Origin of the sequence: Aurantiacibacter odishensis, from assembly GCF_003605195.1 — a bacterium.
Classification (GTDB): domain Bacteria; phylum Pseudomonadota; class Alphaproteobacteria; order Sphingomonadales; family Sphingomonadaceae; genus Alteraurantiacibacter; species Alteraurantiacibacter odishensis.
The window spans coordinates 95,854-121,932 of sequence record NZ_QYOS01000023.1; the positions used below are offsets into that span (position 1 = coordinate 95,854).

25 protein-coding genes are annotated in these 26,079 nt (G+C 64.7%); 18 read left to right on the forward strand and 7 right to left on the reverse strand.

Going from position 1 to position 26,079, the window contains the following annotated elements:
• Positions 1-31 precede the first annotated feature (31 nt).
• The 4 genes from D4Q51_RS07570 to D4Q51_RS07585 are packed head-to-tail and all read left to right on the forward strand — an operon-like array spanning position 32 to position 3,132.
• Entirely contained in the window at positions 32-925 is an 894-nt protein-coding gene (locus D4Q51_RS07570; RefSeq protein ID WP_120077464.1) for a histone deacetylase family protein, read from the forward strand.
• Positions 926-967: 42 nt separating this feature from the next.
• Positions 968-1,471: a retropepsin-like aspartic protease family protein gene (locus D4Q51_RS07575; protein ID WP_240624614.1), complete on the forward strand. Its 504-nt coding sequence runs from the start codon at positions 968-970 to the stop codon at positions 1,469-1,471.
• A gap of 4 nt (positions 1,472-1,475) precedes the next feature.
• Positions 1,476-2,405: a hypothetical protein gene (locus D4Q51_RS07580; RefSeq protein ID WP_120077150.1), complete on the forward strand. Its 930-nt coding sequence runs from the start codon at positions 1,476-1,478 to the stop codon at positions 2,403-2,405.
• 37 nt (positions 2,406-2,442) lie between these two features.
• The gene (locus tag D4Q51_RS07585) at positions 2,443-3,132 is read left to right on the forward strand and encodes a murein L,D-transpeptidase catalytic domain-containing protein (protein ID WP_120077466.1); all 690 of its coding nucleotides are present in this window, start codon (positions 2,443-2,445) and stop codon (positions 3,130-3,132) included.
• A 12-nt stretch (positions 3,133-3,144) separates the two neighbouring features.
• On the opposite strand, the gene D4Q51_RS07590 is transcribed toward D4Q51_RS07585, so the two are convergent.
• Positions 3,145-4,488 carry a L,D-transpeptidase family protein gene (locus D4Q51_RS07590; protein WP_240624615.1) on the reverse strand — a complete coding sequence of 448 codons (1,344 nt, stop codon included), beginning with the start codon at positions 4,486-4,488 and terminating at the stop codon, positions 3,145-3,147.
• Positions 4,489-4,638: 150 nt separating this feature from the next.
• Between D4Q51_RS07590 and D4Q51_RS07595 the strand changes: the two genes are divergently transcribed.
• Positions 4,639-5,538, forward strand: coding sequence for a DMT family transporter (locus D4Q51_RS07595; RefSeq protein WP_240624616.1), 900 nt, complete (start codon positions 4,639-4,641; stop codon positions 5,536-5,538).
• Between the two features lie 22 nt (positions 5,539-5,560).
• Here D4Q51_RS07595 and D4Q51_RS15670 read toward each other — a convergent pair whose 3' ends face one another.
• Positions 5,561-5,737, reverse strand: a complete 177-nt coding sequence (locus tag D4Q51_RS15670; protein WP_162925216.1) for a hypothetical protein — start codon at positions 5,735-5,737, stop codon at positions 5,561-5,563.
• Positions 5,738-5,903: 166 nt separating this feature from the next.
• Between D4Q51_RS15670 and acnA the strand changes: the two genes are divergently transcribed.
• The 4 genes from acnA to D4Q51_RS07615 all read left to right on the forward strand — a co-directional run bounded on the left by acnA (position 5,904) and on the right by D4Q51_RS07615 (position 10,565).
• On the forward strand, positions 5,904-8,579 hold the full coding sequence (gene acnA, locus D4Q51_RS07600; protein ID WP_120077152.1) for an aconitate hydratase AcnA: 2,676 nt from the start codon (positions 5,904-5,906) through the stop codon (positions 8,577-8,579).
• Entirely contained in the window at positions 8,579-9,019 is a 441-nt protein-coding gene (locus D4Q51_RS07605) for a rhodanese-like domain-containing protein (RefSeq protein ID WP_162925217.1), read from the forward strand. Before acnA ends, D4Q51_RS07605 begins: the two co-directional genes overlap by 1 nt.
• A gap of 80 nt (positions 9,020-9,099) precedes the next feature.
• Positions 9,100-9,807, forward strand: a complete 708-nt coding sequence (locus D4Q51_RS07610; protein ID WP_240624617.1) for a prolyl hydroxylase family protein — start codon at positions 9,100-9,102, stop codon at positions 9,805-9,807.
• A gap of 53 nt (positions 9,808-9,860) precedes the next feature.
• Positions 9,861-10,565 carry a prolyl hydroxylase family protein gene (locus tag D4Q51_RS07615; protein WP_120077155.1) on the forward strand — a complete coding sequence of 235 codons (705 nt, stop codon included), beginning with the start codon at positions 9,861-9,863 and terminating at the stop codon, positions 10,563-10,565.
• Positions 10,566-10,619: 54 nt separating this feature from the next.
• Here the strand turns inward: D4Q51_RS07615 and D4Q51_RS16080 are convergent, their stop codons facing one another.
• The 3 genes from D4Q51_RS16080 to ruvA form a co-directional block, all read right to left on the reverse strand.
• On the reverse strand, positions 10,620-11,819 hold the full coding sequence (locus tag D4Q51_RS16080; RefSeq protein ID WP_120077156.1) for a PEP-CTERM sorting domain-containing protein: 1,200 nt from the start codon (positions 11,817-11,819) through the stop codon (positions 10,620-10,622).
• Between the two features lie 235 nt (positions 11,820-12,054).
• Entirely contained in the window at positions 12,055-13,092 is a 1,038-nt protein-coding gene (gene ruvB / locus D4Q51_RS07625; protein ID WP_120077157.1) for a Holliday junction branch migration DNA helicase RuvB, read from the reverse strand.
• Positions 13,092-13,700 carry a Holliday junction branch migration protein RuvA gene (gene ruvA, locus D4Q51_RS07630; RefSeq protein ID WP_120077468.1) on the reverse strand — a complete coding sequence of 203 codons (609 nt, stop codon included), beginning with the start codon at positions 13,698-13,700 and terminating at the stop codon, positions 13,092-13,094. Before ruvA ends, ruvB begins: the two co-directional genes overlap by 1 nt.
• 292 nt (positions 13,701-13,992) lie before the next feature.
• Between ruvA and aroC the strand changes: the two genes are divergently transcribed.
• Positions 13,993-15,063 carry a chorismate synthase gene (aroC, locus tag D4Q51_RS07635; protein ID WP_120077158.1) on the forward strand — a complete coding sequence of 357 codons (1,071 nt, stop codon included), beginning with the start codon at positions 13,993-13,995 and terminating at the stop codon, positions 15,061-15,063.
• Positions 15,064-15,078: 15 nt separating this feature from the next.
• On the opposite strand, the gene D4Q51_RS07640 is transcribed toward aroC, so the two are convergent.
• Entirely contained in the window at positions 15,079-15,528 is a 450-nt protein-coding gene (locus D4Q51_RS07640) for an META domain-containing protein (protein WP_162925218.1), read from the reverse strand.
• Positions 15,529-15,740: 212 nt separating this feature from the next.
• Between D4Q51_RS07640 and D4Q51_RS07645 the strand changes: the two genes are divergently transcribed.
• Both D4Q51_RS07645 and D4Q51_RS07650 read left to right on the forward strand, forming a co-directional pair.
• On the forward strand, positions 15,741-16,529 hold the full coding sequence (locus D4Q51_RS07645) for a hypothetical protein (protein ID WP_120077160.1): 789 nt from the start codon (positions 15,741-15,743) through the stop codon (positions 16,527-16,529).
• Positions 16,530-16,539: 10 nt separating this feature from the next.
• A complete protein-coding gene (locus D4Q51_RS07650) occupies positions 16,540-17,220 on the forward strand; it encodes a hypothetical protein (RefSeq protein ID WP_120077161.1) in 681 nt (226 codons plus the stop codon).
• A gap of 59 nt (positions 17,221-17,279) precedes the next feature.
• Here D4Q51_RS07650 and D4Q51_RS07655 read toward each other — a convergent pair whose 3' ends face one another.
• Positions 17,280-17,522 (reverse strand): hypothetical protein, encoded by a 243-nt coding sequence (locus D4Q51_RS07655; protein ID WP_120077469.1) that lies wholly within the window; start codon positions 17,520-17,522, stop codon positions 17,280-17,282.
• Between the two features lie 64 nt (positions 17,523-17,586).
• Here D4Q51_RS07655 and D4Q51_RS07660 point away from each other — a divergent pair, with 64 nt between their 5' ends.
• From D4Q51_RS07660 to D4Q51_RS07685, 6 genes are all read left to right on the forward strand, one after another.
• Positions 17,587-18,075 (forward strand): hypothetical protein, encoded by a 489-nt coding sequence (locus D4Q51_RS07660; protein ID WP_162925219.1) that lies wholly within the window; start codon positions 17,587-17,589, stop codon positions 18,073-18,075.
• A gap of 45 nt (positions 18,076-18,120) precedes the next feature.
• Entirely contained in the window at positions 18,121-19,389 is a 1,269-nt protein-coding gene (locus D4Q51_RS07665) for a potassium/proton antiporter (protein WP_120077163.1), read from the forward strand.
• A gap of 217 nt (positions 19,390-19,606) precedes the next feature.
• On the forward strand, positions 19,607-20,173 hold the full coding sequence (gene ahpC, locus D4Q51_RS07670) for an alkyl hydroperoxide reductase subunit C (protein WP_120077164.1): 567 nt from the start codon (positions 19,607-19,609) through the stop codon (positions 20,171-20,173).
• Between the two features lie 159 nt (positions 20,174-20,332).
• A complete protein-coding gene (gene ahpF / locus D4Q51_RS07675; protein WP_120077165.1) occupies positions 20,333-21,922 on the forward strand; it encodes an alkyl hydroperoxide reductase subunit F in 1,590 nt (529 codons plus the stop codon).
• A gap of 207 nt (positions 21,923-22,129) precedes the next feature.
• Entirely contained in the window at positions 22,130-24,349 is a 2,220-nt protein-coding gene (katG, locus tag D4Q51_RS07680; RefSeq protein ID WP_120077166.1) for a catalase/peroxidase HPI, read from the forward strand.
• A gap of 176 nt (positions 24,350-24,525) precedes the next feature.
• The gene (locus D4Q51_RS07685) at positions 24,526-26,076 is read left to right on the forward strand and encodes a catalase (protein WP_120077167.1); all 1,551 of its coding nucleotides are present in this window, start codon (positions 24,526-24,528) and stop codon (positions 26,074-26,076) included.
• Positions 26,077-26,079 lie beyond the last annotated feature (3 nt).

Sequence of the window (26,079 nt, forward strand, 5' to 3'; positions counted from 1 at the left end):
ATTGCTCCACGTCGTCCACCACGCCGATTACATGGCCCCGCAGCCAGAGCGCGGCACTTTCCGGTTCGACAAGTACTACCTCGTCATGGAGGAATTGCGGGCCAGCAAGGCGCCCGTCACCGAGCACGCGCCCGATCCCATGCCGCGAGAGTGGCTGGAGGCGGTGCACTGTCCCGACTACGTTGAGCAGGTATTCACCAGCACCGTGCCGCGCGAGAAGGAGCGGCGCATCGGCTTTCCCGTCACGCCGCACATTGCCAGCCGCGTGCGCCACACCAACGGTGGCACCTGGCTCGCCGCGCAACTGGCGATGGAGCACGGCTACGCGGCCAACTCCGCGGCGGGCAGCCATCACGCGCTGCACGATACCGGCGCGGGCTACTGCGTATTCAACGACCTGGCCGTGGCAAGCAACCGGTTGATTGCAGAGGGCGATGCGAGCCGGGTGCTGATCGTCGACCTCGACGTGCATCAGGGCGACGGCACGGCCAGCCTCACCGCCTTGCGCGACGACGTGTTCACCCTCTCCATCCATGCCGAGAAGAACTTCCCGGCGCGCAAGGCCCGTTCCAACCGCGACGTGGGCCTGCCGGACGGGCTGGACGACGACGGCTACATGGACGTCCTCGAACGCGAACTGCCGCCGCTGATCGAGAACTTCGCGCCCGATATCGTGCTCTACCAGGCGGGCGTCGATCCGCACGGGGAGGACAAGCTGGGCCGGCTGGCCCTGACGGACGCGGGGCTGGAGCGGCGCGATCGCTTTGTTGTGGCTGAGGCCCGCAGGCGCTGCCTGCCCGTCGCCAGCGCCCTTGGCGGGGGCTACGGGGCAGACCAGCGTGCCGTTGCCCGGCGCCATGCCGCCTCCATGCTGGCCATGGCGGACGAGAACCGCCTTTACCCCGTGGCAATACCTCGCCGCTAACCTGTCGCGCATATGGACATGCGCCTGCCATTCGCCTGTGTAATGATCGTTGGCCTCGCCATCGGTTTCTCCGTGCCCGCCATGCAGGTGGAACAGGAACTGGCAAGCGAAGCAGCGGCGGTCGAGGAGAGCGAACTGACGCTCGGCGCGGCGCAGCAGGTGACGAACACGGGCTGGGGACACGAAGTCGCGCTGGAGCGCGAGCGTGACGGGCATTTCTACGCCGATGTGACTGTGGACGGCGTACCTTCGCGGATGCTGGTGGATACCGGCGCCAGTGTGGTGGCGCTGACAGGCGAAGATGCGCTCGCCATGGGGCTATACTGGGACGAGAACGAAGTCGCACCGGTAGCTCAGGGAGCCAGTGGCGCGGTTTACGGCGTGAACATCACCCTTCCCCGGATGCGCCTCGGCGATTTCGAGGCGCAGGACGTGCGCGCCGTCATCATTCCCGAAGGGCTTGGCATATCGCTGCTCGGCCAGTCGTTCCTCGAGACCATCGGTAACGTGCGCATCGCCGACGATCGCATGGTGCTGGAGAACTAGCCCGATGAACATGGGCAACCTCCTGCCGCACCGCTGGCGCACCAAGCGGGAAGCGAACCGCCATGCCGAGGCGATCAGCGGCGTGCTGGAAACCCCGCCGATCGCGCCGAAGCAGGACGGCGTCGTGCTGTTTTCGATGATCGGCACGGCGGTGCTGCTGCCCTACCTCGTGGCGGTGAAATCGCTTTGGCATCACCTTGGCCGCGGGCGCGTGGCGATCCTCGACGATGGCACGCTGACGGCGCAGGACCGCGCGATCCTGGCGCATCACTGCGGCGATCCGCAGATCATGCGCATCGCCGATGTGAAGCTGGGCGAATTTCCTGCAGGCGGCACGTGGGAGCGATTGCTCACCATCCTCGACAACCGCGCGGGCGAATACTGGATCCAGCTGGACAGCGACACCGTCACCATTGGCCCGGTGCCGGAAATTGCCGAGGCCATCGCGCGCAATCGCAGCTTCCTGTTCCTGGGCGGGAAGGATGCCGAGGTTGGCCCGCTGCCGCTGCAGGACTTTCGCGAACGCTTCTATCCCGACGGCCCCATGGACGGCCACGTTCAGGGACGGATCGAAAGCCGACTCGACACCATCGATGCCGCACGAGGGTGGAAGTACACGCGCGGCTGCTCGGGCTTTGCCGGGTTTGCCGCGATGGGCAATTCCCGCCCGCTCGCCGCCGCCTTCCTCCACGAGATGAAGCGCATGATCGGCGAGGAAGACGTGACGATCTGGGGCACCGAGCAGGTGACGAGCAACTTCCACCTCTCCAACGAACCCGAACCGGTGGTGCTGCCCTACGGCCGGTACATGAATTACTGGAACGAACCGTGGGGCAAGGACACCGGCTTCATCCACTTCGTCGGCACACACCGGCACGACAACGGCGCCTATATCGCCGCCAGTTGCGAGGCTATCGACCAGCTGAAAGGCTGATATGGAAGGTTCAGCATTCGTGCGCTATTATGCAGCTATGAACCGCCGCGATCTTCTTGCCGGAGCTCTTGCCACAGGGGCCGCGCTGGCCGCCGCGCCTGCCCGCGTGTTCGCGCAGGCCGCGCCCGATCCGCGCACGCGCCGGCTGCTGGAAGTCGCCCAGAGCGAGGTTGCGCGCGCGGGCTCGCAATTGTGGCGGCGCGATGTCGTGGGGATCGCCGATTTCGGCCTTCATTCCAGCCTGCCGCGCTTCCACTTCGTGAACCTCGAAAACGGCACGGCGGACAGCGTGCTGGTGACTCACGGCAGCGGCTCAGACCCGGAGCATGACGGCTGGCTCAACGCCTATTCCAACATGCAGGACAGCTGGGCCACCAGCCGCGGCGCCTACATCACCTGGGAATGGTACGAGGGGCGTTTCGGCACTTCCGTTCGGCTCGGCGGCCTTGACGAGAGCAATTCCAACGCCTTCCCCCGCGCCATCGTGATGCATGCCGCCGATTACGCCACACCCGAACACGTGGCGCGCTGGGGCCGCCTTGGCCGGTCCAACGGTTGCTTTGCCTTCGGGCCGGACGTGTTCCCGCAGGCCCTGACCCGGATGATGGGCGGACGGTTGCTGTTTGCCGACTCGCTCGGCATCGGACCGGACGGTGAAAGCGTGGCCCAGCCGCAGCAGGCTACGCCCGATTTCAAAGCAATAGCGGCCGAAAACAGCGCCAGCTGAGCGGACGCGCTATCAGGCGCCCGGTCGTTCGATCGGAATGATCTCTTCCGACGAGAAAGTTGCCCGATTGCCGACGCGCGGCGCGTCCAGCGATGCCAGCACCGGCGCGTCGCGGTCATAAAGGTCTTCGAACTTGCGCAAGGTTCCGTCCGCATCGAGGCCATAGGTGAAATAGGTGATGTAGACAGGCATGGTCCGTTCCACCGGCACCCGCGTGTAATCGCCGCTCTGCGAGATGCCCACGGCCTCGTCTCGCGAAGCACCGCCGCCAAGGATCGCCACGGTCATCGCCAGTTCCAGCGCCCGCTCCACCCGGATGCAGCCGTGGCTGCGCGCGCGGTTGTCGCTGTCGAAAAGGTTGCGGTTGGGCGTATCGTGCAGGAAGATCGCGTGCGGATTGGGCATGTCGAGCTTCATCTTGCCCAGCGAATTGGTCGGCCCCGGCTGCTGCACCACGCTGATGTAGCCGTTGGCCCCGCGCGTGGCGCGATAACCCTGCGATCGCGCCCAAGCCGGGTTATTGAGCACCCGGTTGCCCAGTCCCTCGCCCACCACGATGCTCTGCGGCACCGTCCAGGTGGGGTTGAACACGACGCCTTCCACCGTCTCTGCAAGCTGCGGCGTGGCCGTGCGGCCCGGCGCGCCCACGATTGTGCGATAGGTGCGGATGATCTGCCCGTTTACCATCAGGCGTAGCTGGTACTCCGGCACATTGGTGATGAGATACTGACCGCCAAGATCGCGCGGCAGCCAGCGCCAGCGGTCCATGTTGGCAAGGATCAGCTTGCGGGTATCGCTATCCTCCCCCGGTGTCTCCGCCAGCGCGGCACGCAGGGCGGCATAGTCCTCATGCGTGGGTGCCAGTGCCTCGACGATCCCGGCAATGTCGCCGCTTTCCAGCACGTCTTCCATCAGCCGCGCGGTGGGCAGCAGGTCCGCATCGGGATCGACCACGAACCACTGCCGACGCGAGTCCATCGGCGTGCGGCCATCGCGCAGGTCTTCCACCAGCCAGGTGAACACGCCACTGGCACGCACGTCCAGCGCCCGGCTCTCGCCGCGTTCAATCTCCTCGCGCAGCAGATCCACGCGGTAGTCCGCCGGGTTCAGTCCCTCGGCTGCGATACCGTCGATCACGGCGGCCAGCGCCATTGCGTTCTCGACGCTCCAGTTCTGCACCAGCGCATCGCGCGGATCTTCCTGCATCACCTCGCGGCTTTCGAACTCGGGTGTGGAGGTGACTTGCGCGCCATCTTCGTTCTGCAACGGGTCCTGCGCGAACAGCGTCTGTCCCGCGACCGGCGCGGAAACCAGCAATGCCGCAAGGGCAATCCCGCCAAAGTGCGCACGGCGCATACGAATCAAACCTTTGTTAACCATGATAGCCCTGTAATTCTGCCCCTTGACGTCCTTCCGATCAAGCAGGACCGCTTAGCGGCGGCTGAACGGGGACAGGCGGCGCACACAAATGGTGACGCGGTACGGCACCACCATTAGGAACCTTGCATGAGCATGTCGCAACGCCACCTGCTGCCGTTCCTCGCGGCCTTCATCGGCGTTGGCCTGATGTCGCTGATGGACGCGCAGATGAAAAGCGCTTCGCTGGCAACGGGGGTGTTCACAGCCTCGCTGCTGCGTTCCCTGCTGGCCGCGGCTTTCATCGCGCCTTTATGGCTGGTGCAAAAGAGCGCATGGCCAGCCCCCAAGGTGATGCGCCTGCACGTGGAGCGCGGGATGATCTCGGCTTTCATGGCGCTGACGTTCTTCTACGCCCTCACCAAGCTGCCGATTGCGGAGGCCATCGCGATCAGCTTCGTGGCGCCCCTGCTGGCGCTGTATTTCGCGCGGGTATTTTTGGGGGAGCAGATCAGCAAGGGAGCTATCGGAGCATCGGTGCTGGGGCTTATGGGAACTCTTGTAATCGTAAGCGGCAGGCTGGGCCGTACCGAGATGGAGGACGACGTGCTGCTGGGCCTCGCGTCGCTGTTCGTCTCGGCACTGCTCTATGCCTACAATTTCGTGGTAATCCGCAAGCAGTCGCAAGTTGCAGGACCGGTGGAGGTGGCGACGTTCCATGCCGGGATCAGCGGCATCGTCCAGCTTCTCGCCGCGCCATTCTTCTTCGTGATGCCAGGTTCTGAGGCGATGCTGACCATCGCCGGGGCCGCCGCGCTCACCGTGGGCGGATCAATGGCGATTGCCTGGGCCTATGCGCGGGCAGAGGCGCAGGTGCTGGTGCCGGTGGAATATACCGGCTTTGGCTGGGCCGCCCTGTTCGGCTGGCTTTTCTTCCGCGAGGCGGTGACCCTGCCCACCATCGTCGGTGTGGTGCTTATCCTGCTGGCCTGCTGGATCGCCGCCCCGCGCGCAAAACGCGCCGCAAACACGGAAATCGCCAGCGTCTGACGCCTCGATCCGTCGTCCGGAATCAGTCACCGGGCGCTTCTGCCGTGACGACCTCGTGTTCCGGCTCGTCTTCGAACCAGCCGGCGCTTTGCCAGATCAGGCCCGCCGTTGCCCCGATGAACGCCGACACCGCCAGCGCGATCAGCATTGCCAGGACGTTCAGCGAAGCCGAGCGTTTTCGTGGACTTCCAATGGCCATAAGCCTTCAAATTCCCTTTGCGGCGCGGCGGAACAACCCGTCGCGATGCCGCGTTGCACTATCGCCCACTTGACCAAACGCGCGCAAACGCGCAGGTCGCCCCCGAACAGGCCCCTCCCTCGCAAGAACGGGGCCGATCCGCAACACTCTAGAGGACCAATCGCCCATGACCCAGGTCGGCTCCAACTCGCTCGGCACTCGCAAGACACTCGATGTAAACGGCAAGACATATGCCTACTATTCGCTGGCTGCGGCGAGCGAGAAGGTCGGTGACGTGAGCCGCCTGCCGTTCAGCCTGAAGGTGCTGCTGGAGAACATGCTGCGGTTCGAGGACGAGGGTTTCACCGTCGGCGAAGAGCACGTGCGCGCGATTGCCGACTGGCAGAAGAACCCCACTACCGGCGACGAGATCCAGTATCGCCCCGCCCGCGTGCTGTTGCAGGACTTCACCGGCGTTCCCTGCGTGGTGGACCTGGCCGCCATGCGCGATGCCATCGGCAAGCTGGGCGGCGACACCGCCAAGATCAATCCGCAGGTGCCTGTCAACCTGGTGATCGATCACTCCGTGATGGTCGACGAATTCGGCACGCCCAAGGCGTTCGAGGCGAACAAGGCGCTCGAATACCAGCGCAACGCGGAGCGTTACGACTTCCTCAAATGGGGCGCCAAGAGCCTCAAGAACTTCTACGCCGTGCCTCCCGGCACCGGCATCTGCCACCAGGTGAACCTCGAGCACATCGCCAAGGGCGTGTGGTCCAGCGAAGACCAGAACGGCGAACTCGTCGCCTATCCTGACACCTGCGTCGGCACCGACAGCCACACCACCATGATCAACGGCCTGGGCGTGCTGGGCTGGGGCGTGGGCGGCATCGAGGCCGAGGCAGCGATGCTCGGCCAGCCGATTTCCATGCTCATCCCTGAAGTTGTCGGCTTCCGTCTGGACGGCGAGATGGCCGAGGGCGTCACCGCGACCGATCTCGTGCTCACCTGCGTGCAGATGCTGCGCGAGCACGGCGTTGTCGGCCGCTTCGTCGAGTTCTACGGCCCTGGCGTCTCTAACCTGACGCTGGCCGACCGCGCCACCATCGCCAACATGGCCCCGGAATACGGCGCAACCTGCGGCATCTTCGGCATCGACGAAAAGACGATGGAATACCTGGAACTGACGGGCCGCAGCGAGGAAGACATCGCGCTGGTCGAAGCCTACGCCAAGGAACAGGGCATGTGGTTCGATCCGGCTGCGGAGCCGGTCTTCTCCTCCACCCTGCAGCTCGACATGAGCACCGTGGTGCCCAGCCTTGCCGGTCCCAAGCGCCCGCAGGACAAGATCGCCCTGCCGCTGGTGGACGAGAACTTCAACGGCGACCTCAAGAGCGTCTACAAGAAGGATGCGCCGCAGCGCGTCGACGTGGAAGGCGCGGGCCACGACGTGGGCGATGGTGACGTCGTGATCGCCGCCATCACCAGCTGCACCAACACCTCCAACCCGGACGTGATGATCGCCGCCGGCCTCGTCGCCAAGAAGGCGCGCGAGAAGGGCCTGATGCCCAAGCCGTGGGTGAAGACCAGCCTCGCGCCGGGCTCGCAGGTCGTCACCGACTACTTGGAAAAGAGCGGCCTGCAGGACGATCTCGATGCCATCGGCTTCGATCTCGTCGGCTACGGCTGCACCACCTGCATCGGCAACTCCGGCCCGCTGGCCGCACCGATCAGCAAGGCCGTGAACGAGAACGATCTCGTCGCGGCCTCCGTCCTTTCGGGCAACCGTAACTTCGAGGGCCGTATCTCGCCTGACGTGCGCGCCAACTTCCTCGCCAGCCCGCCGCTGGTGGTGGCCTACGCGCTGAAGGGCACCGTGACGCAGGACATTACCGAGACCCCGATCGGGCAGGACCAGGACGGCAACGACGTGATGCTGGCCGACATCTGGCCGAGCAACGAGGAAGTGCGCCAGCACCGCGCCGCCAACATCGACCGGCAGATGTTCGAAACCCGCTATGCCGACGTCTACAAGGGCGACGAGGACTGGCAAGCGATCAACGTCGAGGCTTCGGACACCTATAACTGGAACCCGTCCTCGACCTACGTCGCCAACCCGCCCTACTTCGAAGGCATGGGCATGGAACCCGCACCGGTGGAAGACATCGTGGGCGCCAAGCCGCTGGCCGTGCTGGGCGACAGCGTCACCACCGACCACATCAGCCCCGCAGGCTCGATCAAGGAAGACAGCCCCGCCGGCGAATACCTGATCAGTCATCAGGTCGCGAAGAAGGACTTCAACTCCTACGGCTCGCGCCGCGGCAACCACGACGTGATGATGCGCGGCACCTTTGCCAACATCCGCATCCGCAACGAAATGGTCCCCGGCGTCGAAGGTGGCTACACCACCTACAAGGGCGAGCAGATGGCGATCTACGACGCCGCCATGAAGCACAAGGAAGACGGCACTCCGCTGGTTGTCGTGGCAGGCAAGGAATACGGCACCGGCTCCAGCCGCGACTGGGCGGCCAAGGGCACCATCCTGCTGGGCGTGCGCGCCGTGATCGTGGAAAGTTACGAGCGTATCCACCGCTCCAACCTCATCGGCATGGGCGTGCTGCCCTTGCAGTTCAAGGAAGGCGACACGCGCGAAACGCTGGGGCTGACGGGTGAATGCAGCTTCACGATCAAGGGTCTCGACAACCTCAGCGCGCGCCAGGACGTGGACGTGGAGGTCACCCGCGAGGATGGCACCACCTTCACCTTCACCGCGCTATGCCGCATCGATACCGCCAACGAGATGGAGTACTATCGCAACGGCGGCATCCTGCATTACGTGCTGCGCAAGCTGGCCGCCGCCTGATGCGGCGCGCCGCGCTCTCGCTGGCTCTGGCAACATTGCCAATTCTGGGGTCGGGCCTTGCGGCCTGCGCCCCGGTTCCGGCCACTACGAGCGCGGCGGCCACCCCGGTAGCAGCGGTAGAGACCCTGCCCGCCGCCGAACTCGCGGCGCTGGTGGCATCCGGTGATGTCGTGCTGATCGACGTCCGCACTCCGGCGGAGTTTGCCGAAAGCCGCCTGCCCGGTGCGCTCAACGCGCCGCTCGGCACTTTCGAGCCGGCCACTATCCCGATCGAGGATGATCGCGAGACGATCCTCTACTGCGGATCCAGCCGCCGCTCCGGCATCGCGGCAACGACCCTCTCCGAATACCTCGGCACCACTGTTCGCCATCTCGAAGGCGGCATCGCTGCGTGGAACGAGGCCGGGCTGGAAACGATTGCCGACGAACCTGCTGAATAACGGCGACGAGCAGAGGCAGCCGCGCGGCGGTCTCCGCTGGACAGGGTGCATCGCGGCGCGCCGTTCGATATGCTGGGCCCATGCGCAATCCGCTGGCCCCTTCCCCGCCACACTCTGACGATCCGATGGCCGATCCGGCCAAGCTTGCCGCTTTCGGCGAGCAGGTCCGGACACGGCTGGATGCCAATCCGCAAGCCGAAGCGCTCGGCGGAGAGAAGGCAGATATCTTCCTGCTTCCCGGTTTCCTGTCCCGCAAGGAATGCAAACGCCTGCTGCGCACGGTGGATTCCCGCCTCGGTCCTTCCGACCTCTTCAAGGGGACGCAGGTCGACGGCTTTCGCACCAGTTCCACCCACTACTTCGACCGCGAGGACGAGGCGACGCGGGAACTGGAACAGCGGATGGACGATACGCTCGGCATCGATCACCGCCACGCCGAGGTGCCGCAGGGCCAGCGTTACCGGACCGGGCAGCAATTCCGCCACCACTTCGACTATTTCACCACCGACCAGCCCTACTGGCAGCAGGAACGCCAGCGCGGCGGGCAGCGGACCTGGACGGCGATGGTGTTCCTCAACGAGCCTTCCGCAGGTGGCGAGACCGATTTCCCCGAACTCGGCCTGTCCATCAAGCCGCAGCGCGGGGCCATGCTGACCTGGAACAACATGGACCGTGACGGTCGCCCGAACCCGGCGACGCTGCATGCCGGCACGCCGGTGGTCGAGGGGGACAAATACATCGTCACCCAGTGGTATCGGCAGGAAGCCTGGTCGCTCGAACTGCGCTGACTGCCGAGAGATAGGCAGCACCAGCGTTAAGACTATTTTGCTCAGTCCGCGTTATGTCGGCGATCATGTCGCACCAATCTGCAGAAATGTTGCGCCCCGCAAGCGATGCGGTTGCGCTTGCGAAAATCGGCCATGATGTTCACCAAAGACTGGACCGCATCCGCGGAATTGAGCGTGTGGAATCAGACCTCGCCGATTTGTATGTCGCCGAGAAGTTTCTTACCGGTCCGGACTGCAAGCGCATCGTGCAGGCGATCAACCAATTGGCGGTGCCATCCACGCTCTACGAAGGCGGAGAGCCGGGATACCGCACCAGCCACACACACCATTTCGGCAAGGACGATCCACTTACGCGTGATCTGGAACATTACATCTGCCAGGTCAGCGGTCTGGATATTCTTCATGCAGAACGAATGCAGGGCCAGCGCTATCAGAAGGGCCAGCAATACAAGCATCACCACGATTTCTTTCACACCGGCCAGCGATACTGGGACGATGAAGCCCGGCGCGGTGGCCAGCGCACATGGACAGCGATGCTGGCCCTGAATGAACCAAGGGAAGGCGGGGAGACCGACTTCCCCCACCTGGGGTTCCGTTTCACGCCACGTGCCGGAAGACTGTTGATGTGGAACAATATGGATCGTCACGGTCGGCCGAATATGAAGACCCTTCACGCCGGGATGCCGGTGCTGCGCGGCATCAAGCACGTGGTCACATTATGGTTCCGCGAAGGCCCCTGGCGGTTGCTGAACGATTGACACAAAATGGGCGGCCCGAAGACCGCCCATTCCCCCCATTGAAGTCAGCAAGCCTCAGTCGGCTTGTTCTTCCTTGTCCGAAATCGGCTTCTTGCGCTTGCGCCGCACCGCGATTGCGCCAGCAGCACCGCCAAACAGCAGCAACATTCCGGGTGCCGGAACCTGTGTGCCTGAACTCGAAGGAGGAGGCGGCGGAGGGGGTGGTGGTGGCGGCCCTCCGTTGCTGGAACTCGAACTCGTGCTGGTGCTGCTGCTCGTGCTTGTGCTCGTGCTGGACGAAGGCGGTCGCGGTGGCGGACCGCCGGTCGTGCTTCCAGTACTCGAACTTGAACTCGACGAACTGCTGCCAGAGCCACCTGAAGAGGAGGAACTGGAACTGCTAGAACTGGAACTGCTAGAACTGGAGCTGCTCGAGCTTGAGGACGAGCTTGTCGTGGTGCTGACGTTGCCAGATGTCGAAGTGGTGCTCGAGACATTGCCTGAAGTCGATGTGGTGCTCGAGACATTGCCTGAAGTCGATGTGCTTACGTTGCCGGACGTCGAAGTCGTGCTCGACACGTTGCCCGATGTGGACGTGCTGACATTGCCCGAAGTCGAGCTGGAAACATTGCCCGATGTCGTGCTGCTCACATTACCCGAGGTCGTGGTCGTCGTCGTGGTTGTCGTACTGCCGGTGGACCCCGTCGAGGAGGACGGGGGGGAAGGCGGCGGGAACTCACCGCTGCTCGACGGCGGGGAAGGCGGCGGGAAATCGCCGCTACTGGACGGCGGCGACGGCGGAGGGAAATCACCCGATGTGCCGCCTGTGGTCGTCGTCGTGGTGCTCATGTCGACGGTGGCGCTGCCGCCTCCGCCCGAACCACCGAAGAAGCCGCCGAAGAAACCACCGCCGAAGCCGCCGCCAAATCCGCCGCCGCCGCCGATGATGATCGGCTGGCCGCCGCCACCGCCGCCGATCGGCGCGCTGGGCAGGGGCGGCAGGGGAAGCGGGGCGCCCATGGCGACCACTTCTTCCTCGCAACATTCGGTTTCGATCACGCGACGCAGTCGCATCTGTTCGCGCGGGCGCGGTGGAATGGTCCGGCGCGCGGTCGGCTCACCCTTCACATAGGCGAGTTCGTCTTCGGCATCCTTGTCGGACTTGTAGGCGACCTGTGCCGACTGCGGCTCGGCAACGTGTACCGCGCCTCCGCCAACGACAGCCCCGCCCGCAGCGGCGGCGGTCAGCTTCGCAATGGCCATACGTACCGACATGCGTAATCTCTCTCAGCTTGGCGGGGCGAAGGCCGAGAGTGCCCGCGCGACACTCCCGGTCTTCTCCAGTTCCTGCCAATGAGACGCGCAAAACCTCTACCGGCAATGGGGTTAACCATCATTTCAGCAGCAGGAAGCCAGAAAAATCGCGGGATTTCCGGGCTTCGCGGCGCTTTGTCCCGTTATGGAACCGAATGGCAGGGCCGCATGGTTAGCGCGGACTTACGACCGCCCCTCAGCCATCGTCCTCGAACAGGCCGCCCTGCGCGCCCCGCCCCGATTCGGGAGCGGACATCCCCAGGTGCGCCCAGCCCCCGTCGTTCAGGCAGCGCCCGCGCGCGGTGCGGGCGATCAGGCCGAGCTGGATGAGATAGGGCTCGATCACTTCCTCCACCGTGTCGCGCGGTTCGGAAAGGCCCGCCGCCAGCGTTTCCACGCCTACCGGCCCACCCTTGTAGGTGGTGGCGATCATGGTGAGGTAGCGCCGGTCCATCGCATCGAGGCCCAGGTTGTCTATCTCCAGCCGCGTCAGCGCCTCGTCCGCGATGGGCGCGGTAACCGTGCTGGCGCCCTTGACCTGTGCAAAGTCGCGCACGCGGCGCATCAGGCGACCGGCGACGCGCGGCGTCCCGCGCGAGCGCCGCGCGATCTCCCGCGCGCCCGTCGGGTCTATCGCCATGCCGAGCAGGCCCGCCCCGCGCGTGACCACCCGCATCAGTTCCTCCTCGGTGTAGAACACCAGCCGCACGGGAATGCCGAAGCGGTCGCGCAAGGGCGTGGTGAGCAGGCCCTGCCGCGTGGTCGCACCCACCAGCGTAAAGGGCGGCAGGTCGATCCGCACGCTGCGCGCCGACGGCCCCTCCCCGATGATGATATCGAGCGCGCGGTCCTCCATCGCCGGGTAGAGCACTTCCTCCACCACCGGATTGAGACGGTGGATTTCGTCGATGAAGAGCACTTCATTGGGTTCGAGGTTGGTCAGCAGCGCGGCAAGATCGCCCGCCTTGGCGATCACCGGGCCGCTGGTGGCGCGAAAGCCAACGCCCAGTTCCTTCGCCACGATCTGCGCCAGCGTGGTCTTGCCCAGCCCCGGCGGGCCGAAGAACAGCACGTGGTCCATCGCCTCTGACCGGCCCTTCGCGGCCTCGATAAAGACCCGCAGGTTATCGCGCGCGGCTTCCTGTCCGACGAATTCGGTGAGCGACTTCGGCCGCAGCGCGGCATCCGGATCGTTTGGCTGGCGGTCGGGGGAGTGGATGGGTTGTTCTTCCATCACCCAGCCGCCTTCTTCAGCGCCACGCGGATCAGGTCACCCTCTGCCGCACCTTCGCCCAGTTCCTCCTGCGCCCGCGCGACCGCCTGCGCCGCGACGGCAGGCTTGAAGCCGAGGTTCTGCAAGGCGCTCACCGCATCGGCACTTGCCCCGCCTGCGGGCATTACCGTGCCGCGGGTCGCTCCGCCGCCAGCCGCGCCCGGCATGGCGCCAGCCTTGTCCTTCAGTTCGTTGACGATGCGGCCTGCCAGCTTCGGACCCACGCCGTTCGCGCGCGCCACGCTGGCGGCGTCACCGGCCGCACAAGCATCGCGCAGTTCGGCAGTCGACAACGCCGAGAGGATGGCGAGGCCCACCTTGGAACCCACACCCTGCACACCTGTCAGCAGGCGGAACCAGTCGCGTTCGCTGCTCTCGGCAAAGCCCAGCAGGCGCATGTCGTTCTCGCTCACCTGCAAATCCGTATGGACGGTGCAGGCATCGCCCACCGCGCCCAGCGCGCTCAAGGTGCGGGCCGAGCAGTGGACGAGGTAGCCCACGCCCTGCACATCGACGATAGCCCAATCCTCGCCGGTTTCGTCCAGCCTGCCCGATAGCTTTGCAATCATGGTTTGTTCCTGCCCGCGGAAGCCGCCGAAAGCCAGTGCAAAGCGCGCTTTGTCCGCAGCCGGGCCGCTGACCTGGAACACATGGAACACTGTCCAGGAGCAAAAGCCGGCCCTTGCGTCACTCTGGTCGGCGAAAGTGTAACCCTCGCCCCGGAAAGCGGAACCATTGGCCGGAAAGTGTCAGCAAGTGCGAGGCCGAGTGTCATCATGCCCGCATATTGCAGGCCGCCCCGGCAGTAGGAAAGTTTCGCTCCACTCGACACGCGCGCACAAATCGACCAAGGCAGGCCCCATGAGCTGGAACACTTTCGGACGCGTCTTTCGCTTTACCACCTGGGGGGAAAGCCACGGCCCCGCGCTGGGCGTGGTGGTGGACGGGTGCCCACCGGGCATCGCCCTGTCGGAGGCAGACATCCAGCCGTTCATGGACGCGCGCAAGCCCGGCCAGTCGAAATATACGACGCAACGGCGCGAGGCGGACGAGGTTCGCATCCTCTCCGGCGTGTTCGAGGGGAAGACGACCGGCACGCCGATCAGCCTGATGATCGAGAACACCGATCAGCGCAGCAAGGACTATTCCGAAGTCGCCAAGGCCTACCGCCCCGGCCACGCGGACTACACCTACGATGCGAAATACGGCTTCCGCGACTATCGCGGCGGCGGGCGCTCCAGCGCGCGCGAAACGGCGGCGCGGGTGGCGGCAGGAGCTATCGCCCGCAAGGTGATCCCCGAAGTCGAGATCACCGCATGGGTGGAGCAGATCGGCGACGTGGCGCTGGACTATGCACGCTTCGACAAGGGCACGATCCGCTCCAACCCGTTCTTCTGCCCTGACCCCGACACGGTGACGCGGTGGGAAGACCTGGTCGACAGCGCGCGCAAGTCGGGCTCTTCACTCGGCGCGCTGGTGACAGCAAGCGCAGAGGGCGTGCCCGCCGGATGGGGCGCGCCTATCTACGCCAAGCTCGACAGTGAACTCGCCGCCGCAATGATGACGATCAACGCCACCAAGGGCGTGGAGATCGGCGACGGTTTCGCCGCCGTCACCAACACCGGCGAGAGCAATGCGGACCCGATGCGCCCCGGCGCTGACGGCACGGTGGAATTCCAGGCGAACCACGCAGGCGGCATCGCGGGCGGCATCTCCACCGGCCAGCCCGTCACCTGCCGCGTGGCGTTCAAGCCGACCAGTTCGATCCTGACGCCCGTCGACACGATCACCAGCGAAGGCGAGGCGACGCAGATCCAGACCAAGGGCCGCCACGACCCCTGCGTGGGCATTCGCGGCGTTCCCGTGGTCGAGGCGATGATGGCGCTGGTGCTGGCGGACCAAAAGCTACTGCACCGCGCCCAGTGCGCCTAGCGCGGCGGGCTTGGCTCAGGGCCGCGCCTCGAAACCGAATACCGCGTCCTGCGTGATGATCGTCAGCGTGCCGACACCCGGCGTGACGCGGTAGCCTGTCGCACCCGGAAGGGCGGAAGCGAGCCGCTCTCCGTAGGACGGTTCGGGACACAGCGCGCGGGTTGATGCCACAGGGCCGATATTCAGATCGCCACTGCCCGCCGAACCGGGATAGGCGCGCCAGTCGGCAGTGCCGCGATTGCAGTCGAGCTGGATATAGAGCGAGCCGTCGGCCTCGAAGTTGAGAGTATGGCGCTCGCTGAACTGCGGGCGCAGGCGCACGTCCTCGTTATCGTCCATGATCGACACCAGCGCCCATTCGCTGGACACGAGCGCACCCTCGTCGGGCGAGAGATCGGGGGTCGTGGCACAGGCGGCAAGAGAGCCGGCACCGATGGTCAGACAGAACAGTTTCCGCAATTGCATGATTTTCCAACTCCTTGTCTTCCGCCGTTTGCGAACGAGAAGGAACGATACTCCAGCATGCGCGCCATGCAACAAGTACTGAACCGCTGCTTCCTTGCACCTAGTCTTTAGGCTAGGGGTATTGACCCCCTCGATATTGTTGTTGACCATCGCGACTCGGTGAAGGGGTGACCCACTTCTCGTCACCCTGCTTCGCGGGACGGGAGGTTTTTATGACTTTTTCACGAATTGCAGCATTGAGCCTGGCGAGTGTTTCGACCGCCGCACTGCCGATCGTAGCGGCAGCGGAAGAGGCGCGGCAGCTTGTCGACATCAACGGCATGTATGCCTCCGAGGCGGAAAGCGCGTTGCGCGGTCGCGGCTTCTCACACGAATCCAGTCATGACAGCCATGCCAACGGCTACACCTACAGCTACTGGTGGGACCGCGAGGACGACAACTGCGTCGTGGTGGAGGAATACGCCGGCCGGGTGATGACCATCAACGATGCCGAGGATGGCGACTGCGGTCATGGCGGCAGCGGCGTCGGCACCGCGCTGGCCATCGGGGCGGGTGCCGCGATCCTGGGGGCACTCCTCTCCAGCAAGTCGCACCACCGCGATAACGACGAGGACGACAGGGGCGAGAACCGCGAGCAGTTCGATGCCGGCTACCGCGACGGCCTCTACAACTATCCCTACCATAACAACAGCCGCAACGATTCCTACGCGCGCGGGTATTCGGCGGGCGTGGACGAACGGCAGGGGAACCGCCGTCACCATGCGAATCGTGGCGGCTATCATCCGGCTGTCAGCTTCGGCGATCTTCAGGGCGCCCGTGCCGCCGGTGCGATGAGCGAGATCGAACGGCGCGGGTTCGAGCAGGTGGACAACTTCACCTCTGGCAACACGCGCTACTCGATCCAGTGGAACGACGACACGCGCCAGTGCCTGCAGATGACCATTGCGGACGGACACATCTACGACATCCGCGACATCCAGACCCATCCGCAGTGCCGATAGGGAGCTTGTCATGCGTAGACTGATACTGGCGGGAGCACTGTGCGCACTCCCCCTCGCGGCCTGCGGCGGCGAAGCTGCCGAAGGCGACACGATGGCCGAGGGCGAGGCGGACGAATTCCTCTGGCCCGAAAGCGTGGCGGCCTTCGGGGAAGGCTATCCCGAAGCCGGCGATCCCTGCCGACGCCTGGGCGAAAGCGCGGCGACTTCGAACTGGCTCGATGCCAGCGCCATGCTGGTGGGCTGCCCCACAGCCGAGCAGGCAGGCCAACTTGGCGGAGAGATCGTCGACGAGGTCGATGGCGTGACGCTGGTCTCGATCCCCATGGGAGACGAGAATGCTGGCATGCAATCACCCGTGGAAAGCGAGGATGCCCTCGTCGCGGGTACGAATTACAACGCCACCACGATCCTTTCCTGCGGCTTCGACGGCGGCCCGCCGACCCAGAGCTGCAACGCGGGGATAGTCCGCAACTGGGGAGAGGACGGCACGCACCTGATCGAGGTCGAGAAGCCGGACGGGCGCAAGCGCGCCATATTCCTCAATGGAACCGAGCCATATGGCGCCGACAGTGCGCAGGCCGATGGTTCCGCCGGCTGGGATTTCGAGACTTCGCGTGACGGTGACAGGGTAACGATCAGCTACGGCCCTGAAACCTACGTCATCGTCGATGCGATGGTCACGGGCGGCTGAAGAATGTCGGGGCGGGTGCCGCGCGGGGCGTCCGCCCTCTCACGCTGCAGCGAATTGCGTCACGAAAAGCGCTTCCAGATCGCGTAGAGGATGGCGGCGTTCACCAGCGGCGCCAGAATGGCGACGGCGGCATTGGCGAAGCCTGCGCGGTCGGCCAGGATATTCCAGGGCAGCCCCAGCGGCAGCAGGAACACGGCGGAAAGCGGGTCCCGCTCCTGGCCAAACCAGCCGAACGTTCCGATCGCCAGCAACAGCAGCGCAATCGCGTAGAGAGCGACGAAAATGATCAGGACCCATTTCATGGCAAGCGACACCCCCCGATTGCCTATCCGATCCGGTGCAGTAGTCTTGTCCCTTTGCGCCCTGTTGTCCAGCATGGGCGCGGCTGCGCAGGAGGGCGTCGAGGCGGCGCCGCCGCCCGCGCCGGACTGGGACACGATCGCTTTCGAGGTTAAAAGCTGGGGCGCGCCGCGGTGGCGCTGGCAATACACGCCCCAGTATGGCGGGGTATGGATCGAGGCGGTGAGCGAGGACGGCGCCGCGCTGGGCGACTACACTCTCGAATTCCACCCGCTTGAGGCGGCCGCCGAACGGTACATCGCGCTGGAGAACATCATGCGGCAATTGCCCGATCCCGCGCCCGACAGCGCCGAGTGCGAACAGATGATGACCGACATGGCCTATGGCACCGTCCGCCTGACGCGCGCCGCCACGACGACCGAGATCGCCTGGAATTCCGGTTGCATGGACGAAGACTATGCCGCGTTTCTCGGCCTGCTGCGGGAGGCCGACCAGATGGTGAGCGAATGGGGCCGGGCGGCGCCGGTATCGCGCACGGAGCCTGCGCCCCGGTAGATTGGCAGCTTGGCAAGGGTGGTCTCACCACCTAGTTGCTGATCGATGTTGCAGGCCCTTTTCCAACCCGAGTTTGCCATGCTGCTGACCGGCCTGCTGCTGGTGCTGACGGTATTTGCGGGCCTGGTAACTTCGCGCATCGGCTTTCCCGCCATCGTCGGTTTCCTCGGCCTCGGCATCCTTGCGGGCGTCGAGGGGCCGGGCGGGATCGTTTTCGACGACTATCTGCTGACGCAGGGCGTTGGCATGGTGTGCCTTGCCTTCATTCTGTTTTCGGGCGGGCTGGACACCAACTGGCGCGCCGTGCGCCCGATGCTGGGCCCGGCGCTGGTGCTGGCGACGTTCGGCGTGGGGATTACCGCAGGCGTGGTGGCACTGGCAGCGATCTGGCTGCTCAATTTCGCGCCGTTGCAGGCCTTCCTGCTCGGCGCGGTGGTGGCCTCCACCGATGCGGCGGCGGTGTTCTCCGTCCTGCGGTCGAGCGATCTCGACATTCAGGACGACGTGCCCGCGCTGCTGGAGCTTGAATCCGGGTCCAACGACCCGATGGCGATCTTCCTCGTCACCGCGCTCCTCACCTTCACCGCCGCGACGCAGCCCGCGCCGCTGTCCCTGCTGCCGGAATTCGGCCAGCAGATGGTGGTCGGCGCGCTGGTGGGCCTCGCCATAGGTTTCCTGTTCCCCGAGATGCTCAAACGCATGAGCCTGCGCCAGGGCGGCCTTGCCTTCGTGGTGTCCATCGCTGCTGCGCTGCTCGCTTTCGGCGCGGCGAGCCTGCTGGGCGGCAACGGCTTCCTTGCCGTCTACGTCGCGGGCGTTCTCGCGGGCACGCGTACCTTTGCCGCAAAGCCTATCGTGCGAACGTTTCAGGATGGTCTCGCCTGGCTGGCGCAGGTCGTGATGTTCCTGACGCTGGGGCTGCTCCTCACCCCCTCCAACCTCCTGCCGATCATGGGCGCGGGACTGGCGGTGACGGTTGTGCTGATCCTTGTCGCCCGCCCGCTGGCGGTGTTCGCCTGCCTGCTGCCCTTCCGCCGTTTCAGCGCCCGCACGATGCTGTTCGTATCGTGGGCGGGCCTGCGCGGCGCGGTGCCGATCGTGCTCGCCATCTTCCCCATCGTGGCAGGGGTGGAAGGCGCCTTCGCCATCTTCAACGTGGTGTTCTTCGTGGTGCTGGTATCCAGCGTGATCCAGGGGCCGAGCATCAACCGGATCGCCAAGTGGCTGCATATCGGGGAGAAGCCGAAGGACGACCCCAACGGCGCGCCAGCGGCGAGCCGCAAGGGCGAAGGCCCGCCCGCAGCGGGCGCGTAGCGAAGCGGAGCGCGTCTAGCGAGGATGAAGCCGCGGAGGCGGCTTAGCAAAGCGATCATGCAAAAATTGCAACACCTGTTGCACTTTTCGAAACTTGCCGCCGAATGATCGATTATTTCGATGTTAGCAATCGCACAAAATCGCTTTTTCGCATCGCAACAATCCCTAACTGGAGCGTTGAATTCACAAACGCACACAACCGAAAGGGATTACAGCAATGGGTATCATTGGCAGCCAGATCAAACCGTTCAAGGCCACCGCATTCCAGGCCGGCAAGGACTTCTTCGACGTTACCGACGAAGACCTGAAGGGCAAGTGGAGCGTGTTCTTCTTCTACCCGGCGGACTTCACGTTCGTGTGCCCGACCGAGCTGGAAGACATGGGCGAAAAGTACGCCATGCTGCAGGACATGGGCGTCGAAGTCTATGCCGTCAGCACCGACACGCACTTCAGCCACAAGGCATGGCACGACACGTCCGACAAGATCGGCAAGCTGAAGTTCCCGTTCCTCGGCGACCAGTTGCACACCCTGTCGAAGAACTTCGACGTGCTGCGCGAGGAAATGGGTCTGGCCGACCGCGCCACCTTCGTGGTCGATCCGGACGGCGTGATCCAGATCATGGAAATCACCTGCGAAGGCGTTGGCCGCAATGCCAACGAACTGACCCGCAAGATCAAGGCCGCACAGTACGTTCGCGAGAACCCCGGCCAGGTCTGCCCGGCCGCGTGGGAAGAAGGTAGCGACACACTGGCTCCCTCGCTCGACCTCGTCGGCAAGATCTAAGCACGACCCGATTGCGGGCAGGTCGGTTCCCCCGCCTGCCCGCATCCTTCCCGAACCACTAACCTGGCTCGGGTCGCGAAGAGGCCCGGAGCATTCCCCCCCCCTCCCCCCTGCTCCGGGCCTCCAACGTTTCAACCATCCCCTTCGAAGGAGACACCAATGCTCGACGCTACGATGACGCAGCAGCTCAAGGCCTATCTTGAGAACTTGCGCGAGCCGATCGAACTCGTCGCCTCGCTGGGCGATGACGACAAAAGCCACCAGACCCGCGAGCTGCTGGAAGAGATTTCCGCGCTTAGTGACAAGGTCTCTGCCAGCTTCGACGGCACCGACGACCGCCGCCCCAGCTTCATCATCCGCCGTGCCAGCGACGCCACCAAGTGGGTGCGCTTCGCCGGCCTGCCGATGGGGCACGAATTCACCTCGCTGGTGCTGGCCCTGCTGTGGGCCGGCGGCCACCCGCCCAAGGTGGAGCAGGAGGTGATCGACCAGATCGCCGCGCTGGAGGAAGATCTCGAGTTCGAGATGTACTTCTCCCTCTCCTGCCACAACTGCCCGGACGTGGTGCAGGCCCTCACCCTGATGGCGCTGGTGAACCCGCGCATCACCGCAACGCTGATCGAGGGCGGCACCTTCAAGGATGAGGTCGACGCGCGCGACGTGATGGCCGTGCCCGCGACCTTCCTTAACGGTCAGCCGTTCTACAACGGCAAGATGAGCCTGGAGGAAGTGCTGGCCAAGGTCGACACCGGCGCCAGCGACAAGGCCGCGGCCAAGCTTTCCGCCAAGGACCCGTTCGAGGTGCTGGTTGTGGGCGGCGGGCCCGGCGGCGTGGCTGCTTCCATTTACACCGCGCGCAAGGGCTTTAGCACCGGCATCGCGGCTGAACGCTTCGGCGGCCAGCTGAACGATACGCTGGGCATCGAGAATCTGCCGGGTACCGAGTACACCGAAGGTCCGAAGCTGACGGCGGACCTGGAACGCCAGGTGAAGGCGCAGGAATCCATCGACCTGATGAACCTCGCCACGGCAAAGCGCCTGGTCCCGGCGGACCGCCCCGGCGGCATGCACGAACTGCACCTGGAAAACGGCGGCGTGCTGAAGGCGCGCAGCCTGATCCTCTCCACCGGTGCCCGCTGGCGTGCACTCGGCGTGCCGGGAGAACAGGAATACCGCAACAAGGGCGTGGCCTATTGCCCGCACTGTGACGGCCCGCTGTTCAAGCGCAAGCGCGTGGCCGTAATAGGCGGCGGCAATTCCGGCGTGGAAGCCGCGATCGACCTTGCGGGCATCGTGGGCCACGTGACGCTGGTGGAATTCGACACGAAGCTGCGCGCCGACCAGGTATTGCAGGACAAGCTTCGCTCGATGAAGAACGTCGACATTCTCGTGAACGCACAGACGACCGAGATCACCGGCGCCGACGGCAAGGTGAACGCACTTGTCTACAAGGACCGTGCGAGCGGTGACGAGCAGACCGTCGATCTCGAAGGGGTGTTCGTGCAGATCGGCCTTGTCCCCAATACCGAGTGGCTGGCGGACAGCGGTATCGAACTCTCTCAGCACGGCGAAGTCGTGATCGATTCCAAGGGTGCGACCAACCTGCCCGGCGTTTTTGCCGCGGGCGATTGCACCACCGTGCCCTACAAGCAGATCGTGGTTGCGATGGGCGCAGGTTCCAAGGCGGCGCTCTCCGCCTTCGATTACCTGATCCGCAACGAGACCGTCGAGGAACTCGTCGCGGCCTGATCGCAGCGCCACAAACCTGACACGACCCGGACCCGTCGCTGCCACCCGCAGCGGCGGGGCCATTCGTATCGGTGTCCTCCTGCAACGGCCCGTCGCGTGAACGCCAAAACCGATCAATAACTGCCAACTTATCAATTAGACCTATTAGGGGATCAGGCGCATCTTCCTCGCATTGAAGAATCGAACATCTGCGAGAGGAGAGACAAGATGGACGCGAAGACCGGTTCAATTTCAGGCGGTTGCCCCTTCCACGGCGACGGAGGAACCCGCAGCCTGCTGGGCCGCACCAACCGCGACTGGTGGCCCGATCAGCTCGAGCTAGGCATCCTCAAGGAAAACGGTCGCCGGGCCGATCCGCACGATGAGGACTTCGACTATGCCGAAGCGTTCAACACGGTCGATTACAAGGCGCTGAAGGCCGACCTGACGGCCCTGATGACGGATAGCCAGGAGTGGTGGCCGGCAGACTATGGCCACTATGGCCCGTTCATGATCCGCATGGCCTGGCACGCCGCCGGCACCTATCGCACCAGCGACGGCCGCGGCGGCGCCTCCAGCGGTCAGCAGCGGTTCGCCCCGCTCAATTCCTGGCCCGATAACGGCAACCTCGACAAGGCGCGTCGCCTGCTTTGGCCGATCAAGCAGAAGTACGGCAAGAACGTCAGCTGGGCCGACCTGTTCGTGCTGGCCGGCAATGTCGCCATCGAAAGCATGGGCGGCCCGACCTTCGGTTTCGGCGGCGGTCGCAAGGACGTGTACGAGCCGGAAATGGTCTATTGGGGCACCGAGGAAGAATGGGTCAACGAGGGTGTCGAAACCCGCATCATTCCCGATGAGGGCAAGGCGCTGGAAACCCCCCTTGCCGCGATCCAGATGGGCCTGATCTACGTCAACCCGGAAGGTCCGCAGGGCAACCCGCACGACGATGAGGGCATGGCCCGCGACATGCGCGAAACCTTTGCCCGCATGGCCATGAACGACGAGGAAACCGTCGCCCTGACCGCAGGTGGTCACACCTTCGGCAAGTGCCACGGTGCCGTTCCGGCCGACCAGCTCAGCCAGGCTCCGGAGAGCGAGGCGCTGGAACTGATGGGCTTCGGCTGGGCCACCGATCCCGAACAGATCGAGAAGGGTCACATCACCACTTCGGGCCTCGAAGGCGCGTGGACCAACACGCCGGACCACTGGTCGGAAAACTATTTCCGCCTGCTGCTCGATTATGACTACGAGCTGGTCCAGTCGCCGGCCGGTGCCAACCAGTGGCAGCCGATCAACCAGAAGGAAGAGGACATGGCGCCCGACGCCCGCGATCCTTCCAAGAAGGTGCCGACGATGATGACCACGGCGGACATGCAGTTGAAGCGCGACCCGGAATATCGCAAGATTTCCGAGCGCTTCCGCAAGGACCCCAAGGCCTTCGAAGATGCATTCGCTCGCGCCTGGTTCAAGCTGACCCACCGCGACATGGGTCCCAAGGCTCGCTACATCGGCCCCGAAGTGCCGGCAGAAGACCTGATCTGGCAGGACCCGGTGCCCGCTGGCACCAAGCCTTCCGACAGCGACGTTTCATCGTTCAAGTCCAAGGTCCTCGACAGCGGCCTGTCCGTTGCCGAACTGGTAAAGGCAGCCTGGGCTTCGGCCTCGACCTATCGCAATTCGGACCATCGTGGCGGTGCCAACGGGGCCCGCGTCCGCCTTGCTCCGCAGAAGGACTGGGCGGTCAACGATCCGGAGGAACTGGCCAAGGTGCTGTCCAAGCTGGACGAGATCCGCGGCAACCTGTCGATGGCCGATGCCATCGTGTTGGCAGGTGCAGCGGCAATCGAGAAGGCGGCGAAGGATGGCGGCCATTCGGTAAACGTCAACGTCACCACCGGTCGCGGCGATGCCACGGACGAGCAGACCGATGCCGAGAGCTTCGAGCCGATGGAACCGCTCGCCGATGGTTTCCGCAACTACCTGAAGACCAAGGCCACCGTGAAGACCGAGGAACTGCTGGTCGACAGAGCGCACCTGCTGGGCCTGTCGATCCCGGAAATGACCGCGCTGGTCGGGGGGATGCGTGCTTTGGGTGCTGTCAGCCACCATGCCGATCATGGCGACCGGATCGGCGTTCTCACCGATCGTCCCGGCACCTTGTCGAACGACTTCTTCGTGAACCTGCTCGACATGGGCACGAAGTGGAAGACGGTAGACGACAGCGGCGACGAGGAATTCGTCGGCACCGACCGCAAGACCGGCGAGGAAAAGTGGCGCGCCACACGCACCGACCTGGTGTTCGGCTCCAACTCGCAGCTGCGCGCGATCTCGGAAGTGTTTGCCGAGAACGGTGGCGAGGCGAAGTTCCTCGAAACCTTCGTGTCCGCCTGGATCAAGGTGATGGACGCAGATCGCTTCGATCTGACCTGCGCCAAGTATCACAAGTAGGAACCCCCAGAGCCATCCCCCCACGAGGCTCGCAGAGAAGGCTCCCGGCAGCGATGTCGGGGGCCTTTTCGTTTTCTCTCAACGCTTGATCGGAAAAATCGCGCATCTGCGGATGTTTGATCGGAACCTGCCGATCATCCGGGCCGTAGTCTCCAGACCCCCACAGGAGATTCCCCATGGCCGACCGCAAGAGCGCACCCCCCACCACCACCGATGCCGGTATCCGCGTCCAGAGCGAGGAGCACTCGCTGACAGTCGGCTCCGATGGCCCCATCGTGCTGCACGATCACTACCTGATCGAGCAGATGGCCAACTTCAATCGCGAACGCATTGCCGAGCGCCAGCCGCACGCCAAGGGCAGCGGCGCCTTCGGCTATTTCGAGACGACGAAGGACGTCAGCAAGTATACCAAGGCCAAGCTGTTCCAGCCGGGCGCGAAAGTGGACGTGGCGATGCGCTTCTCCACCGTGGCGGGCGAGCGCGGCAGCCCCGATACCTGGCGCGACCCGCGCGGCTTCTCGGTCAAGTTCTACACCGAGGACGGCAATTTCGACATGGTCGGCAACAACACGCCGATCTTCTTCATCCGCGACCCGCTGAAGTTCCAGCACTTCATCCGCAGCCAGAAACGCCGGGCGGACAACGGCCTGCGCGATCACGACATGATGTGGGATTTCTGGACGCTCTCGCCCGAGAGCACGCACCAGGTCGCCTACCTGATGGGCGATCGCGGCGTGCCGAAGAACTGGCGCGAGATGAACGGCTATTCCAGCCACACCTACATGCTGGTGAACGAGGACGGCGAGAAGTTCTGGGTGAAGTTCCACTTCCACACCGACGTGGGTGAGGAGGGCGGCAACGCCCATTTCACGCAGGACGAGGCGGTGAAGAAGGCAGGCGAGGACAGCGACTACCACCGCCGCGACCTGTTCAACGCCATCCACGAGGGCAACTATCCCAGCTGGACGCTGAAGTGGCAGATCATGCCGTTCGAAGATGCAAAGACCTATCGCATCAACCCGTTCGACCTGACGAAGACGTGGCCGCACGAGGACTATCCGCTGATCGAGGTAGGCAAGCTGGTGCTGGACAGGAACCCGGTCGACTGGGACACGCAGATCGAGCAGCTGGCGTTCGAGCCCAACAACATGGTGCCCGGCATCGGCCTGTCGCCCGACAAGATGCTGCTGGCCCGCGGCTTTGCCTATGCCGATGCGCACCGCGCGCGCCTCGGCGTCAATTACAAGCAAATCCCGGTGAACAAGCCGCAGTGTCCGGTGCACAGCTATTCGCGCGCAGGGCACATGCGGGTCGAGAATTCGGTGGACCCCGTCTATGCGCCCAACTCCTACGGCGGGGCGACGGCCTATCCCGACACCGGCGGCGAGGCGGGGCTGTGGCACGCCGATGGCGACATGGTGCGCCGCGCCTACGAACTGCGCGAGGACGACGATGACGTGAGCCAGGCCCGTGCCCTGATTTTGGAGGTGTTCGACGATGCCGCGCGCGACCGGTTCGTCTCCAACGTCTCCGGCCACCTGGCGGACGGGGTTTCCGAACCCATCCTGCAACGCGCCATCGCCTACTGGCGCGCGGTGGACGATGGTATTGCGGACCGAATCGAGAAGAAGGTGCGCGACATGATCGGCGGAGAGAGCAAGGCCCCCGGCATGGCCAGCGCCGAAAGCATCGGCGGCCCGTCCCGCCTGCGCGAAGCAGCGGAGTAAGCT